The sequence below is a fragment of the Aminobacter sp. MET-1 genome (assembly GCF_026521175.1).
Lineage (GTDB): Bacteria > Pseudomonadota > Alphaproteobacteria > Rhizobiales > Rhizobiaceae > Aminobacter.
In genome coordinates this window covers 418,566-433,244 of the sequence record NZ_JAMSHL010000001.1, presented here as the reverse complement: position 1 = coordinate 433,244, position 14,679 = coordinate 418,566, and the positions used below count along the sequence as shown (strand labels likewise).

At 64.0% G+C, this 14,679-nt stretch carries 13 protein-coding genes; 6 read left to right on the top strand and 7 right to left on the bottom strand.

The window, feature by feature from the left end:
- The first annotated feature begins 127 nt into the window (after nucleotides 1–127).
- Nucleotides 128–1,477, top strand: a complete 1,350-nt coding sequence (locus NDO48_RS02180) for an HD-GYP domain-containing protein (RefSeq protein ID WP_267320769.1) — start codon at nucleotides 128–130, stop codon at nucleotides 1,475–1,477.
- 3 nt (nucleotides 1,478–1,480) lie between these two features.
- Here the strand turns inward: NDO48_RS02180 and NDO48_RS02175 are convergent, their stop codons facing one another.
- The 6 genes from NDO48_RS02175 to tlpA form a co-directional block, all read right to left on the bottom strand.
- Nucleotides 1,481–2,269, bottom strand: coding sequence for a GGDEF domain-containing protein (locus NDO48_RS02175; RefSeq protein ID WP_018429672.1), 789 nt, complete (start codon nucleotides 2,267–2,269; stop codon nucleotides 1,481–1,483).
- Between the two features lie 162 nt (nucleotides 2,270–2,431).
- Nucleotides 2,432–3,484 carry a sn-glycerol-3-phosphate ABC transporter ATP-binding protein UgpC gene (gene ugpC / locus NDO48_RS02170; protein WP_018429673.1) on the bottom strand — a complete coding sequence of 351 codons (1,053 nt, stop codon included), beginning with the start codon at nucleotides 3,482–3,484 and terminating at the stop codon, nucleotides 2,432–2,434.
- Nucleotides 3,484–4,332, bottom strand: a complete 849-nt coding sequence (gene ugpE / locus NDO48_RS02165; protein WP_026227552.1) for a sn-glycerol-3-phosphate ABC transporter permease UgpE — start codon at nucleotides 4,330–4,332, stop codon at nucleotides 3,484–3,486. Before ugpE ends, ugpC begins: the two co-directional genes overlap by 1 nt.
- Nucleotides 4,333–4,372: 40 nt before the next feature.
- Nucleotides 4,373–5,257 carry a sn-glycerol-3-phosphate ABC transporter permease UgpA gene (gene ugpA, locus NDO48_RS02160; RefSeq protein WP_018429675.1) on the bottom strand — a complete coding sequence of 295 codons (885 nt, stop codon included), beginning with the start codon at nucleotides 5,255–5,257 and terminating at the stop codon, nucleotides 4,373–4,375.
- 235 nt (nucleotides 5,258–5,492) lie between these two features.
- Nucleotides 5,493–6,803 (bottom strand): sn-glycerol-3-phosphate ABC transporter substrate-binding protein UgpB, encoded by a 1,311-nt coding sequence (gene ugpB / locus NDO48_RS02155; protein ID WP_026227553.1) that lies wholly within the window; start codon nucleotides 6,801–6,803, stop codon nucleotides 5,493–5,495.
- A 354-nt stretch (nucleotides 6,804–7,157) separates the two neighbouring features.
- Nucleotides 7,158–7,853, bottom strand: coding sequence for a thiol:disulfide interchange protein TlpA (gene tlpA / locus NDO48_RS02150; protein WP_018429677.1), 696 nt, complete (start codon nucleotides 7,851–7,853; stop codon nucleotides 7,158–7,160).
- A gap of 34 nt (nucleotides 7,854–7,887) precedes the next feature.
- Here tlpA and argH point away from each other — a divergent pair, with 34 nt between their 5' ends.
- The 5 genes from argH (at nucleotide 7,888) to NDO48_RS02125 (ending at nucleotide 13,792) form a co-directional block, all read left to right on the top strand.
- On the top strand, nucleotides 7,888–9,288 hold the full coding sequence (argH, locus tag NDO48_RS02145; RefSeq protein WP_018429678.1) for an argininosuccinate lyase: 1,401 nt from the start codon (nucleotides 7,888–7,890) through the stop codon (nucleotides 9,286–9,288).
- A gap of 70 nt (nucleotides 9,289–9,358) precedes the next feature.
- Nucleotides 9,359–9,565 carry an LPS translocon maturation chaperone LptM gene (lptM, locus tag NDO48_RS02140; RefSeq protein WP_018429679.1) on the top strand — a complete coding sequence of 69 codons (207 nt, stop codon included), beginning with the start codon at nucleotides 9,359–9,361 and terminating at the stop codon, nucleotides 9,563–9,565.
- A 31-nt stretch (nucleotides 9,566–9,596) separates the two neighbouring features.
- Entirely contained in the window at nucleotides 9,597–10,862 is a 1,266-nt protein-coding gene (lysA, locus tag NDO48_RS02135) for a diaminopimelate decarboxylase (RefSeq protein ID WP_018429680.1), read from the top strand.
- 78 nt (nucleotides 10,863–10,940) lie between these two features.
- On the top strand, nucleotides 10,941–11,213 hold the full coding sequence (locus tag NDO48_RS02130; RefSeq protein ID WP_157632796.1) for a hypothetical protein: 273 nt from the start codon (nucleotides 10,941–10,943) through the stop codon (nucleotides 11,211–11,213).
- Nucleotides 11,213–13,792, top strand: coding sequence for a TIGR02302 family protein (locus tag NDO48_RS02125; RefSeq protein WP_267320768.1), 2,580 nt, complete (start codon nucleotides 11,213–11,215; stop codon nucleotides 13,790–13,792). Before NDO48_RS02130 ends, NDO48_RS02125 begins: the two co-directional genes overlap by 1 nt.
- Nucleotides 13,793–14,034: 242 nt before the next feature.
- Here NDO48_RS02125 and NDO48_RS02120 read toward each other — a convergent pair whose 3' ends face one another.
- Nucleotides 14,035–14,664 carry a glutathione S-transferase family protein gene (locus NDO48_RS02120; protein ID WP_018429682.1) on the bottom strand — a complete coding sequence of 210 codons (630 nt, stop codon included), beginning with the start codon at nucleotides 14,662–14,664 and terminating at the stop codon, nucleotides 14,035–14,037.
- Nucleotides 14,665–14,679 lie beyond the last annotated feature (15 nt).

Genomic DNA, 14,679 nt, shown 5'->3' with positions numbered 1-14,679 from the left:
GACATGCAGCTGAAGGGCGTGCGCGTCCTCCTTCGGAGGACGATCGCCCGTAAGTCCTCGAATTTGGGGCTTTCCCGCGCGCTGCCGCCTGACAGCGCTCCGCGCGCAGCGGAAGCGTTGGCGGGTCATGGGCAACAAAATCCGTGTCGCGGAAATACTCGGAGCGTTGAGCCATGCGCTCGACCTGACCGAGGGCCAGCCGCCCGGCCACTGCGTGCGCTGCTGCTGGATCGGCGTCAGCATCGGGCGTGAACTCGGCCTGCCGGAAGAAGCGCTCAAGGACCTCTATTACGCGCTGCTGCTCAAGGACCTCGGCTGTTCGAGCAATGCGGCGCGCATCTGCAGCCTCTACCTGGCCGATGACCTGAACTTCAAGAAGGACTTCAAGCTGCTGAACAGCAGCCTGCCCCAGGTGCTCCGTTTCGCGCTTTCCCACACCGGCCCCAATGCCGACCTGGCCCAGCGCTTCCGCAGCATCATCAACATCCTGCAAAATGGCGGCCAGATTGCTCGCGAGCTGATCGAGACGCGCTGCCAGCGCGGCGCGCAGATCGCCCGCCAGATGCATTTTTCCGAAGCCGTGGCCGAGGCCATCCTCGATCTCGACGAGCATTGGGACGGCGGCGGCAAGCCGCTCGGACGCTCCGGCCGGGACATCGCGATGTTTGCCCGCGTGGCGCTGCTGGCGCAGGTGGTCGACGTCTTCCATGCCGCGAGCGGCCGCGCGGCGGCGCCCGCCGAAATAAGCCACCGCTCAGGGGCCTGGTTCGATCCGGCAGTTGTCGGCGCATTCGAGAAGGTCGCGGCAAGCGACGCCTTCTGGCAGACGCTTGCCCGCGACGACCTTGAAGAGGTGGTGCTGACAATGGAACCGGGGCAAGAGGCGATGCTTGCCGACGACGACTATCTCGACGACATCGCCCAGGCTTTTGCCCGCGTCATCGACGCCAAGAGCCCATACACCTCGGGCCACAGCGAGCGCGTCGCCATCTTCACCGATCTGATCGCCGAGGAAATGGGCTTCACCACAAGCCATCGTCGCTGGCTGAAGCGCGCAGCGCTGCTGCACGACATCGGCAAGCTCGGCGTCTCCAACAGCGTGCTCGACAAGAACGGCAAGCTCGACGACCTCGAATGGGTGTCGATGCGGCGGCATGCGGAAATGTCCGAGGTGATCCTGTCACGGATCGGCGCTTTTGCCGATTTGTCGAAGATCGCCGGCGCCCATCACGAAAGGCTCGATGGCAAGGGTTATCCCAGGGGTCTCGTCGCCCACCAGATCGACCTCGACACCCGCATCATCTCGACGGCCGACGTGTTCGACGCGCTGACCGCCGAACGGCCCTACCGCGCGGCAATGCCGATCTCCAAGGCCATGGCGATCCTGTGGGAGGGCGCCGGCACCTCGCACGACCCGACATGTATCAAGGCGCTCGAACGAGCACTTGCGCACGCCGAGCTGGCAGCCGCTGCCTGATGATCAGTTAACCAGACCGGAATACCAGCCAGGTGTCCGCTCGGGTGGCATGGGCGCCAGCTCGACGCGATTGCGCCCGGCATCCTTGGCCTCGTAGAGGTAGGAATCGGCTATGCGGAACAGTTCGGCAAAGCCGACCGGCCGGTCGAACACCGCCCCGCCCACGCTGACCGTCAGCGCATGGCGGCTGCCGCCCGGAAGGAACTCCGCCTCGGCCACGGCGCGCCTGATGCGCTCGGCGATGTCGACGGCATTGACCGGCGTGGCATCGGGCAAGAAGACCGCGAACTCCTCGCCGCCGAGCCTGCCCAGCATGTCTGTGGACCGCAGGCAGGGGCGGATGGCCTCGACGATCACCCGCAGCGCCTCGTCGCCCTCGGCGTGTCCGAAGCGGTCATTGACCGCCTTGAAATGATCGGCATCGACGACCAGCAGAGCCCCCATCGGCCGACCGACAAGCCTGGTCCTGTTCCTGCCCAGTGCCTCGTCGACCCGGGCCGAAAAGGCACCGCGATTGAGCACCGCCGTCAACGCATCGGTCGAGGCGACCACGGCAAGCTTATGATTGACGATGGCGAGTTCGCGCAGCTTGAGCGTCAGGTAGAAGAACAGCGGCGCGGCCAGCAGGACCGGTACGATGGTGGCTTCCAGCAAGACGAGGCGGAACACCTCGCTGCTGGCGTTGCCGAACATCAGCCAGGTGACGATGAGCGAGACGACGACGCAGCCCAGCGTTCCGAAAACCGTCCAGCCGGCGAGCTGAAGCCAGGCACGCGGCGAGAGTTTCTTCAAAGATGCCCGCAATCCAGCCACCTCCTTGATCTTGCATCGATCTTCGGTCGGGCGGCATGAACAAGAGGTTATCGCAACAGCTCAAATTGGAACGATTGCGTTATCTGCGGTGCACCGGTTGCGGTTGGCCGGTCCTGCGCCCAAGGCGCGCATCCCAAGGCCCTACACTCTCTTGCCGTCGCTGCCGAAGAAATGCAGCTTCTCGCGGCGGGCAAAGACCGGCAGCTGGTCGCCAGGCATGGCATCGGAGCGGCCGGCCACGCGCACGACGATGCGACCGCCCGGCACCTGGCAATGGAGGAAGCTTTCGGCACCGACAGGCTCGACGCCCTCGACCTTGGCCATCAGTCGCAGTGCCCCGTCGGAGGACACACCATTGGCCTCGGTGCGGACCTCGCAATCCTCCGGACGGAAGCCGAGCGTCGCTGCGTTGGTTGGCACGGCCGGCAACGTCACCGCCCCCTCGAGCTGGCCGCTGCGCAGCGGCAGGAGGTTCATCGGCGGCGCGCCGATGAAGGAAGCCACGAAGGTCGAGGCCGGCTTCTCGTAAATGTCGAGCGGCGCGCCGAGCTGCTCGACCAGACCGGCATTCATGACCACCAGCACGTCGGCCAGCGTCATCGCCTCAAGCTGATCGTGGGTGACATAGACCGAGGTGACGCCGAGATTGCGCTGCAGGTTCTTGATCTCGACGCGCATCTGGCCGCGCAGCTTGGCGTCGAGGTTGGACAACGGCTCGTCGAACAGGAAGACCTTGGGATTGCGCACGATGGCGCGACCCATGGCGACGCGCTGGCGCTGGCCGCCTGACAGTTCGCGTGGACGGCGTTCGAGCAGGTGCTCCAGCTCCAGCGTCTTGGCGGTCGCCCGCACACGCCTGTCGACTTCGTCCTTCGGCGTGCCTCGGTTGCGCAGGCCGTAGGCCATGTTGTCATAGACCTTCATATGCGGGTAGAGCGCATAGTTCTGGAAGACCATGGCAATGTCGCGCTCGGTGGGGCCGATCGCATTCACCGTCTTGCCGTCGATGGCGCAGCTGCCGGCCGAGATGGTCTCCAGGCCCGCGATCATGCGCAAAAGCGTGGACTTGCCGCAACCCGACGGGCCGACAAGCACGCACAGCGCCTTGTCTGGAATGGCGATGGACACGCCCTTCACCGCTTCGACGCCGCCGGCATAGACCTTGCGGACGTCCTTGAGATCGACGGTTGCCATTATTTCTCCGTTTCGACGAGGCCGCGGACGAACCAGCGCTGCATGAATACGACCACCAGGATGGGCGGCACGATGGCGAGCATGGAGGTGACCATCACCAGATGCCATTCGGTGTCGGCATCGGCAAACGAGATCATCTTCCTGAGCGCAATGACGATGGTGTTCATGTCGTTGCGATTGGTGACGAGAAGCGGCCAGAGATATTGCGTCCAGCCATAGATGAAGAGGATGACGAACAATGCCGCGATGTTGGTGCGCGACAGTGGCAGCAGGATATCCTTGAAGAAGCGCCACGGACCGGCGCCGTCGACGCGCGCCGCCTCGACCAGTTCGCCCGGGATGGTGAGGAAGAACTGGCGGAACAGCAGCGTAGCGGTAGCCGACGCGATCAGCGGCACGATCAGCCCGGTATAGGTGTCGATCAGGCCGAGATCGACCATCACCTTGTAGGTCGGCAGGATGCGCACCTCGACCGGCAGCATCAGTGTGATGAAGATCAGCCAGAAGAAGAACATCCGGCCGGGGAAGCGGAAGAAGACGATGGCGTAGGCCGACAGGATCGAGATGATGATCTTGCCGATGGCAATGCCGAAGGCAACGATGGTGGTGTTGATGAGCAGCGTCGCAACGCTGACCCCGCCGATGCGGCCGACACCGCCGAACAGCGCCTCCGAATAGTTCTTGAAGAACTCCGGCCCCGGCAGCAGCGGCAGTGGCGGACGCAGGATCGTCTGCAGCGAATGGGTGGAGGCAACGAAGGTGTAGTAGATCGGGAACGCGACGATCACGATGCCGAGGATCAGGATCGCGTGCGCCATGTAGACGCCGGCCATCGACTGGCCGATCATCAGCTTGTCGTGCCCGCTGGCAGGTGGAAGCGGCTTCGGCTCAGCCATAATGCACCTTCTTCTCGACATAGCGGAACTGGATGGCGGTAAGCGCGATGACGATGACCATCAGGATCACCGACTGCGCCGCCGAGTCGCCGAGGATGAGATTGACGAAGCCGTCATTGTAGACCTTGTAGACCAGAGTCTCGGTGGCCTTGCCCGGCCCGCCGCCCGTCACAGCATGAATGATGCCGAAGGTGTCGAAGAAGGCATAGACGGTGTTGACTACCAAAAGGAAGAAGGTGGTCGGTGCGAGCAACGGGAAGACGATCGTCCAGAAGCGCTTGTTCTCGCCGGCACCGTCGATGGCCGCAGCTTCGATCAGCGACTTGGGGATCGCCTGCAGGCCGGCGACGAAGAACAGGAAATTGTAGCTGATCTGCTTCCAGGACGCGGCGGCCACGACCAGCGTCATGGCCTGCGACCCGTCGAGAAGCGGGTCCCAGTGGATGCCGAGCCAGCGCAGGCCATAGGCGAGCGAGCCGATCGACGGGTTGAACAGGAACAGCCACAGCATGCCGGCAATGGCGGGCGCCACCGCATAGGGCCAGATCAGCAGCGTGCGGTAGAGGCCGCGGCTGCGCACCACCTTGTCGGCCATGACGGCGAGCAGCAGTGCGGTGGCCATGGCGACGGCCGCGGTGGCGACCGAAAAGACGATCGTGACGTGGACCGAATTGAGATAGTTCGGGTCCGACAGCACCTTCTTGAAATTGGCGAACCAGACGAATTTGGACGACAGCCCGAAGGGATCTTCCTTCAGCATCGACTGGCGCAGCGCCTGGCTGGCCGGCCAGTAGAAGAACACCAGCGTGATCGCCAGCTGCGGCGCAACCAGCAGATAAGGCAGGATGCGGTTGGGGAAGACGACGCGTGGACTCATGTGGCCGTTCCAGTGGGGAAGGATTGCGGAGACGAATGCATGGCGACACCCCTCTCTGGCCTGCCGGCCATCTCCCCTTCAAAAGTGGAGGGAGATCAGCGGCTCCTGCAGCAGTGCAGTATTTGCAGCGGATACGATTGGCGAACGGGACGATGCCGGCCGATCTCCCCTTTTGAGGGGGAGATGGCCGGCAGGCCAGAGGGGGTGAAGAGGATCACGCTCCCTGGCCCGGCTGTCAGTTGCCGATGGCTTCCTGGATCGCCTTGTTGCCGCGCGCGACAGTGTTATCGAGCGCCTGCTGAGCGGTCTGCTGTCCCGCGAGCATCTTTTCGAGCTCTTCGTTCTCGATGTCGCGGACCTGCGGCAGGTTGACGAGGCGGACGCCCTTCGAATTCTCGGTCGGGGCCTTGCCCATCATCTGCTTGATCGGGATCTCGCGGGCCGGGTTCTTGTCGTAGAAGCCAGACTTCTTGGTCTCTTCATAAGCCGCAAGCGTAACCGGCAGGTAGCCGGACACCTGGTGCAGGCGCGCCTGGATCGGCGTCTGCGACAGGAAGTTGAAGAAAGCGGCAACGCCCTTGTACTGCTCATCCGGCAGGCCGGCGAAGACCCACAGCGACGCGCCGCCAGGGATGGTGTTCTGCGGCGCACCCGCGGCGTCCGCCTCGTAGGGCAGCTGGCCCGTGCCGTAGTTCATGCCCGACTTGACGATGTCGCCGAGACCGCCAGAGGATTCGGTGAAGATGCCGCATTCGCCGGCAAGGAAGATCTGCTTGGCTTCCGATGTGCGGCCGCCATACTTGAAGGTGCCGTCCTTGGCGAGGTCGGCGAGCTCCTGGAAGTGCTTGACGAAGGCCGGCGCGTTGATCTTCAGCTCGACGTCGGTGCCGCCGATGCCGTTTTCATTGGTGCCGTAGGAGACGTTGTTCCAGGCCGCGAAATTCTCGGTGTGGATCCAGGTCAGCCAGGTCGAAGTGAAGCCGCACGGTGCTGCACCGCTCGACTTGATCTTCTTGGCGGCATCCCAGACCTCGCCCCAGGTCTTGGGCGGATTGTCGACGTCGAGGCCGGCTTTCTGGAAGATGTCCTTGTTGTAGTAGAGGATCGGCGAGGACGAGTTGTAGGGGAACGACAGCATCGTGCCGTCGGGCTTCGAGTAGTAGGAGACGATGCCCGGCAGGTACTGGCTCTTGTCGAAGGCCTGACCGCCCATCGACAGGATCTCGGCCACCGGCTTGATGGCGCCCTCGGCGCCCATCATCGTGCCCGTGCCTGCATCGAAGACCTGCATGATCGCCGGCGGCTGCTTGGCGCGGAAGGCGGCGATGCCGGCATTCAGCGTTTCCGGATAGGTGCCCTTGAACACCGGAACGATCTTGTACTCGCTCTGGCTCTTGTTGAATTCGTCGGACAGCTGGTTGACGACCTCGTTGTTCGCGCCGGTCATGGCGTGCCACCAGGAAATCTCGGTGACGGCGAATGCGGAGGTGCTGGACAACAGCGTCATTGTCGCGGCTACACCCGCCGCGAAGCCTAGGGTCTTCATGTCTCGCTCCCGTTCTGGTTGGCGAAAGGTTTAGTTTCGCAGGGAGCAGTATTGTCGGATTATGACAGCCCGACAACAGTTTTGTAGCAAAGGTATGAACGGCGGGTTCGGCGCGCTTCGCTTTCGGCTGGCCTGCAACCGGCCGACTGGCTTTCGATTTTCATAAAAGCGAAAGCAAAACGTCATATTCAAGCAAGCTTAAGGCAACGCCAGAGCCAGCTAACAACCACGCTGCGGGATGGCCTGCCGCGTGCGAAAACCGTTTCGCGCGGCGACGGCGCGAACCAGAATCGAACCGTCGATGCAACCGATGATTGCCAGCTTCTCTGGGGATAATTTTGCTCTGGCGCCGGCTTATTTTGCCAGCGCCGCCTCGATCAGCTTCTTCGCGTCGGGGCTCGCCCATTCGGCGGGGCCGTTCATGTTGGCGAGAAGGCAGCCTTCGCCGTCGACCAAAAGTGTCACCGGCAGGCCGAGCGCCAGCCCCTTTTTCTTGAGATCGTTGAACAGCGTCAGCGTGTTTTCGCGGTAGTAGCCGAGCGAGGCGACGCCGGTCTCTTCGAGGAACTTCTTCGGCTTGGTGTCGTCGCCGGTGTCGACATTGACCGCCACAACCTCGAACTCGTCACCGCCCATTTCGCGCTCCAGCGCATCGAGCGCCGGCATCTCGGCGCGGCAGGGCGCACACCAGGTAGCCCAGAGATTGATGAGCAGCGTGCGGCCCGAATGATCGGCCACCGTCATCGGCTTGCCGTCGGGGCCGTTGAAGGCGAGCGACTTGAGCGAGCGCGGCGGATCGGCCGGCATCATCGCCGCGACATGCCCGGTGGCTGCAGCCCCCACCGCCTTGGCCGCATCCGCCTTGGCGGCGCACTGCTTGTCGGCGGCGGTCAGTTCGGCGCTGGTGTCGGCCGCGACAGGCACCGGCTGCGGATTGTTGCCAGAATGGCGGCTCGTGACATATACCGCAACCGCGCCGGCGATTACGCCTGCAACGGCGGCTAGAGCAATATGGCGTGGCGCGGGAAACATCTTTCTGCGATCCGACATCTATTCAGTTTTTCTCCGGAGCCCGGTTATCACGATGAGCGACAAGAAGGCCAGCAACCAGATGTGGGGCGGACGTTTTGCCTCGGGCCCGGCCGCGATCATGGAGGCGATCAACGCCTCGATCGGCTTCGACAAGAAGCTTTATGCCCAGGACATCCGAGGCTCCGTCGCCCATTCCGAGATGTTGGCGGAAACGGGCATTATTTCAGCCGAGGATCAACAGAAAATCGCTCACGGGCTGAACACGATCCTGCGAGAAATCGAGGACGGCAAGTTCACCTTCTCGACCCGGCTCGAAGACATTCACATGAATGTCGAGGCGCGCCTCGCCGAACTGATCGGCCCGTCGGCCGGCCGCCTGCACACCGCGCGCTCGCGCAACGACCAGGTGGCGGTCGACTTCCGCCTCTGGGTCAAGGATGAGTTCCATCGCGTCGCCGAAGCGCTGAAGGGCCTGATCGCCGCCTTCCTCGAACGCGCCGAGCAGCATGCCTCGACCGTCATGCCCGGCTTCACCCATCTCCAGACGGCGCAGCCGGTGACCTTCGGCCACCATTGCATGGCCTATGTCGAGATGTTCGCCCGCGATTTGAGCCGCGTCCGCGATGCCATCGAGCGCATGAACGAAAGCCCGCTGGGCGCGGCAGCGCTTGCCGGCACCGGCTTCCCCATCGATCGCTTCCAGACGGCGAAGGCGCTCGGCTTCCGTGAGCCGACCCGCAACTCGCTCGACAGCGTGTCGGACCGCGACTACGCACTCGAGTTCCTGTCGATTGCCGCCATCTGCGCCACACACATGTCGCGTCTCGCCGAAGAGATCGTCATCTGGTCGACGCCGCAGTTCGGCTTCGTGCGCCTGTCGGACAGTTTCTCCACCGGCTCGTCGATCATGCCACAGAAGAAGAACCCCGATGCGGCCGAACTGGTGCGTGCCAAGACCGGCCGCGTCAACGGCCACCTGATCGGCCTTCTGACCGTCATGAAGGGTCTGCCGCTGACCTATTCCAAGGACATGCAGGAAGACAAGGAAGCCGTGTTCGACGCCGCCGAGACGCTCGACCTGATGCTTGCCGCCATGACCGGCATGGTCGGCGACATGACCATCAACGACCAGGCGATGAAGAAGGCTGCGGGCTCGGGCTACTCCACCGCCACCGACCTTGCCGACTGGCTGGTGCGCGAGATCGGCATGCCGTTCCGCGAGGCGCACCACGTCACCGGAAGGGCCGTGGCCCTTGCCGAAAGCAAGAAGGTCGGGTTGGAAAAGCTCACGCTCGACGACCTCAAATCGATCCATGACGGCATCACCCAGGACATCTTCTCGGTGCTGTCGGTACAGAACTCGGTGAAGAGCCGCACCTCGTTCGGCGGTACCGCCCCTGCCGAGGTCAAGAAACAGGTCCGCTACTGGAAGAAGCGCCTTACGAAAGCGTGATCGAGCCGGGGTGCAAAGCCCGAGAATCTCCGCTACAAGCAGCGGGAAAATTTTCGCGGATGGATGGGTCATGACCGCTGGCAGGATTTTGGTGACGCTCGGGCTGATTGCTGCGGTCGGTGTGGTTTCGGCCTGCGGCCGCAAGGGTGCGCTCGACACGCCTTACGATGCGGCCGTGCAGGCGCAGAAGGATGCGAAGAAGGCTGGCCAGCCCGTCGGCGAAGCGCCGAAGAAACCGGTGGCGGACAAGCCTTTCATCCTCGATCCGCTGCTCTGAGCGGCACTTCTTCTTTCGAAAGCCTATTGCCGTGAACCACTTCGAATACCGCGACGGCGTCCTCCATGCCGAAGACGTGGCCCTGACCGATATTGCCGCAGCCGTCGGCACGCCTTTCTACTGCTACTCGACCGCGACGCTGACGCGACACTTCCAGGTGTTTTCCAAGGCATTCGCCGACCTCGACGCGCTGGTCTGCTACGCACTCAAGGCCAATTCGAACCAGGCGGTGCTGAAGACGCTGGCAAAACTCGGCGCCGGCGCCGACACCGTCTCCGAAGGCGAGATGCGGCGGGCGCTGGCCGCAGGCATCCCGGCTGAGAAGATCGTGTTTTCGGGCGTCGGCAAGACGGCACGCGAGATGGACTTCGCGCTGCAGGCCGGCATCCTGTGCTTCAACGTCGAATCCGAGCCGGAGCTGGAACTGCTGTCGGCCCGTGCGGTGGCCAACGGCAAGACGGCACCGGTATCGCTGCGTATCAACCCCGACGTCGACGCCAAGACGCATAAGAAGATCTCGACCGGCCTCGCTGAAAACAAGTTCGGCATTCCACGCCAGCGCGCCCGCGAGGTCTATGCCCGCGCCGCCGCCCTGCCCGGTCTCAAGGTGACCGGCATCGACATGCATATCGGCAGCCAGATCACCGAGCTGCAGCCTTTCGACGACGCGTTCGCGCTTCTGGTCGAGCTGGTGGCGACGCTGAAGGCCGACGGCCACGACATCGACCACGTCGATCTCGGCGGCGGTCTCGGTATTCCCTACAAGACCGACAACAACCCGCCGCCTCTGCCAGATGCCTACGCCGCGATCGTCCACAAGCATGTCGGCAAGCTCGGCCTCAAGGTGATGTTCGAGCCGGGCCGCCTGATCGTCGGCAATGCCGGCATCCTGGTCTCGGAAGTGATCTTCGTGAAAGAAGGCGACGCCAAGAACTTCCTGATCGTCGATGCGGCGATGAACGACCTGATCAGGCCGACACTCTACGACGCCTATCACGAGATCCGCCCAGTGGTGCAGGCGAGCGCCGATGACGCCCGCATGATGGTCGACATTGTGGGACCCGTCTGCGAAACCGGCGACTATCTCGGCCTTGACCGCGACCTGCCCAGACTGAAGTCGGGCGACCTGATCGCGGTCAGCACCGCCGGCGCCTATGGCGCTGTCCAGGCAGGCACCTACAACACGCGGCCGCTGATCCCCGAAGTGCTGGTTGACGGCGACCGTTTCCATGTCGTGCGCAAGCGCCAGACCTATGAGGAACTGATCGGGCTGGACTCGCTGCCCGGCTGGCTCTGAGGACCGGGCGCTCGCCAGGCTTGTTGATCGAGCTCTTCAACAGGCTCAGGACGAGGATCGTCTGGCTGGCGGCGCCTCATGTCGAGCGAAGTCGATCTGGAATTTCGACAAGACAGCCATGGCACCGGCAGTCCGAAAACGTCCAATAAGGCAACGTCGGCGCCAACAATCCTCACTCTGAGCTTGTCGAAGAATGCACAACCGGCAAACCGAACGATCGGCGCAGCCAAAGTAATCTTCGCGACAGTTCCTTTCACGATTGCGTTGGTCGCCTCGCCTTCGCCGCGATTGATGGTATTCTGCATGAAGGCAAGGCGGCGGCATCCCGCGCCGCCCAAGCGGATGGGCTGATGACGGAACGGGACAGATCGGCGCTGCACAGGAACATCAACGCCAGCCTCGGCAGGACACGTCTTGCCGTCGCCACGGTAATGGTGGTTGAGCGCGGCTGGCCGCTGCTGCTGCCGATCCTCATTGTCGCCGGACTTTTCCTGAGCCTGTCCTGGCTCGGCATCTTCCGCCTGCTGCCCGACATGGCGCGGCTGGCGACGGCCGCTGCCTTTGGCATCGCCGGTCTGGCCGCGCTCTATCCGCTGCGCTTCTTCCGCTTGCCGACATGGCCCGAGATCGACAACCGCGTCGAGCAGGCCAACGATCTCGAACACACGCCCGTGCAGGTGCAGACAGATCGCCCCTCGGGCCGGCCTGACAACTTTGCCGACGCGCTTTGGCGAGAGCACCAGAAGCGCATGGCCGAAAGCCTGGGCAGGCTTGGCGGCGACCTGCCGCGGACACAGCTGCCCGAGCGCGACCCGTGGGCGTTGCGTGCCGCTGTGGCGTTGCTGTTCGTCTGCGCCTATGGCCTGTCCTTCGGGCCGCATGGCGGCAGGATCGGCGACGCCTTCCGCGCCCATGCGGCCAGGGACGCCATCCCGCCGCGCATCGACGCCTGGGTGACGCCGCCGGCGTATACCGGCAAGCCGCCGATCTTCCTAACCGCCAACGCCGGCAAGGATGCGCCCGCCATCAGCGTGCCCCAGGGCAGCGAACTGTCGCTGCGCGTGACAGGCGGCCCCGGCGACGAGACGCTGAGCTTCACCGATACCGAAGGAACGATCCGAGATGTGGCGCCCAAGGCCAATGCCGCCGAGGCAACGCCGGCCGCGTCCAGCCCGGTCGCGGTCGTCCGCCATTTCTCCGACAAACTCGCCACCGAAGGACGTCTGACGCTGAAATCGGGCGACGCCGAGCTCGACAGCTGGGCCTTCACTGTTATCCCCGACAATCCGCCGACCATCCGTTTCGTCGGCGAGCCCAAGCGCGCCGTCAACGGCACGCTGGAACTCAGCTATGACATTGAGGACGACTATGGCGCGGCGTCCGCCAAGGCCGAGTTTGCCCTCGCCGACCAGCAGCCGGCGGGCGCGCGGCCGCTTTATGGCGCCCCTGAAATGCAGCTCGCCCTGCCCCGGCGCGGCGCTGCCAAAAAGCCTGTGAAGGCCAGCCGCGACCTGACCGAGCATGTCTGGTCGGGCGCGCTGGTGAAGCTGACCCTCGAAGCCGTCGACGACGCCGGCCAGAAGGCGAAAAGCGAAACCAAGACCTTCCTGATGCCGGAGCGCCCGTTCTCCAATCCGCTGGCGCGTGCCGTGATCGAGCAGCGTCGGCTGCTGGCGCTCGACGCCAACGCCAAGCCGCGCGTGCTGGAGTTGATGGACGCAATCACCCTGCGGCCCGAGGACACGATTGCCAACGTCTCGCACTATCTGGCGCTGATGAGCGCTCGCACCCGGCTCAAGATGGCCGGTTCCGACGATCAGTTGCGCGAGGTCGTCTCCTATCTCTGGCAGGTGGCGCTTGGCATCGAGGACGGTGATCTTTCGGCTGCCGAAAAGCAGCTGCGCCAAGCTCAGCAGGCATTGCAGGACGCGCTCGACCGTGGCGCCAGCGACGAGGAAATCGACAAGCTGATGGCCGAATTGCGCCAGGCGATGAACAATTTCCTGCGCGAATTCGCCGAGAAGGCCCAGAAGAACCAGACAGCCCAGGGCCCCACCCCGGGCCAGGAACTGCGCCAGGGCGATCTGCAGCGCATGCTCGACCAGATCGAGAACCTGGCCAAGTCGGGCAACCGCGACCAGGCCAAGGAGCTTTTGTCGCAGCTGCAGGACATGATGAACAACCTGCAGGCCGGCCGGCAGCAGCGCGGCCAGCAGGGCCAGCAGAACTCCGAGATGCGCCAGCAGATGGACAAGCTCGGCCAGCTCATGCGCCGCCAGCAGGAGATGATGAACGAGACCTTCCGCATGGATCAGATGCAGCGCGGCCCGCAGCAGGGCCAGGAAGATCCGTTCGGCGATCAGCAAGGCCAGGACCAGCAGCCCGGCCAGAAAGGCAAGCCCGGCCAGGGTGATGACGGCAAGCCGATGACTCCGCAGGAATTCGCCGATGCGCTCAAGCAGCTGCAGGAAGGCCAGAGCCAGCTGGAGAAAGATCTCGAAGCGCTGATGAAGGGGCTGGAAGGCCTTGGCATCAAGCCAGGCGAAGGCTTCGGCGAGGCCGGCAAGTCGATGAAGCAGGCCGAAAACTCGCTCGGCAAGGGCGAAGGCGACCGCGCCGTCGGCCATCAGGGCCGGGCGCTCGAAGCCTTGCGCCAGGGCGCACAGGACATGATGCAGCAGCTGCAGGCCATGCAGGGCGACGAGGGCGGCAGCCAGCAAGGCGGCCGCCAGCAGAATGCCGGCCGCGACCCACTCGGCCGGCCGCAGGCGACCAGCGGACCCGACACCGGCGACTCGACGCCGCTACCCGACGAGATCGACGTGCAGCGCGCACGCCAGATTCTCGAGGCGATCCGCAAGCGGCTCGGCAATGCGCTGAGCCCCGAACTGGAGCGTAGCTATCTCGAGCGGCTTCTGGAGATGAAGTAGCGGCGGCAGGAGCTGGCAGCGTCCGTGCTTCGCTCGCTTCTTCCGTCCCCCACTGGCCTGCCCGGCCACCTCTCCCGCATGGGGCGGGAGATCATGCCTTCATCGGCGCTGCAGCCAGTTGCTAACAAGGCTCATCCTCACGTCGTTGCAGTGGCCCATGACGAGACTAATCTCTCCCCTTGCCGGGGGAGAGGCGGTCCGCACAGCGGATCGCGAAGCTGAAAGTCCAAGCGGCTCTGCGCTCAGACCGCGCCGGGCATGCCTGCCTCTTGCGCCATGGCAAAATCCTTCTGGCTGGCACGCTGGAAGGCCGGCCGGGCCAAAAGCCTTTCGACATATTCCAGGAACACCGGCTTTTCAGGCAGCGTCTTCAGCACGCGAATGCCGTAATTGATGCCACCGCCGATCTGCGTGTCGGCAGCGGTGAAGCGGTCGCCGGCGATATAGGGCCGGGACGACAGCGTCTTTTCGAGATTGGCGATCATCTCGCTGAACGAACCATAGGAGTAACCGCCGCCCATGAATTCGTGACCATGAGCCTTGGCCGCCAGGACAGGGTCGAACACCGCGTCGGCGTAGACCAGCCAGGTGAGATAGGGCGCGCGCATCTTGTCGCCGATCGCAGGTGCGAGGCCCGCGTCAGGGAAAGCATCGCATAGATAGGTGCAAATCGCGGCGCGCTCGGTGACCACGACGTCGTCATGAACGATGGCCGGCACCTTCTTGTTCGGTTGGATGGCGCGATAATCCTCCGGCACCCCGCCAGGCGCCCGAATATCGATCCTCTCGACCTGGTAGGGCACGCCGAGTTCTTCGAGCAGCCAAAGCATGTTGGACGAACGCGACCAGGGTGCGTGGTAGAAAGTGAGCATGAAGCCCTCCTCGTG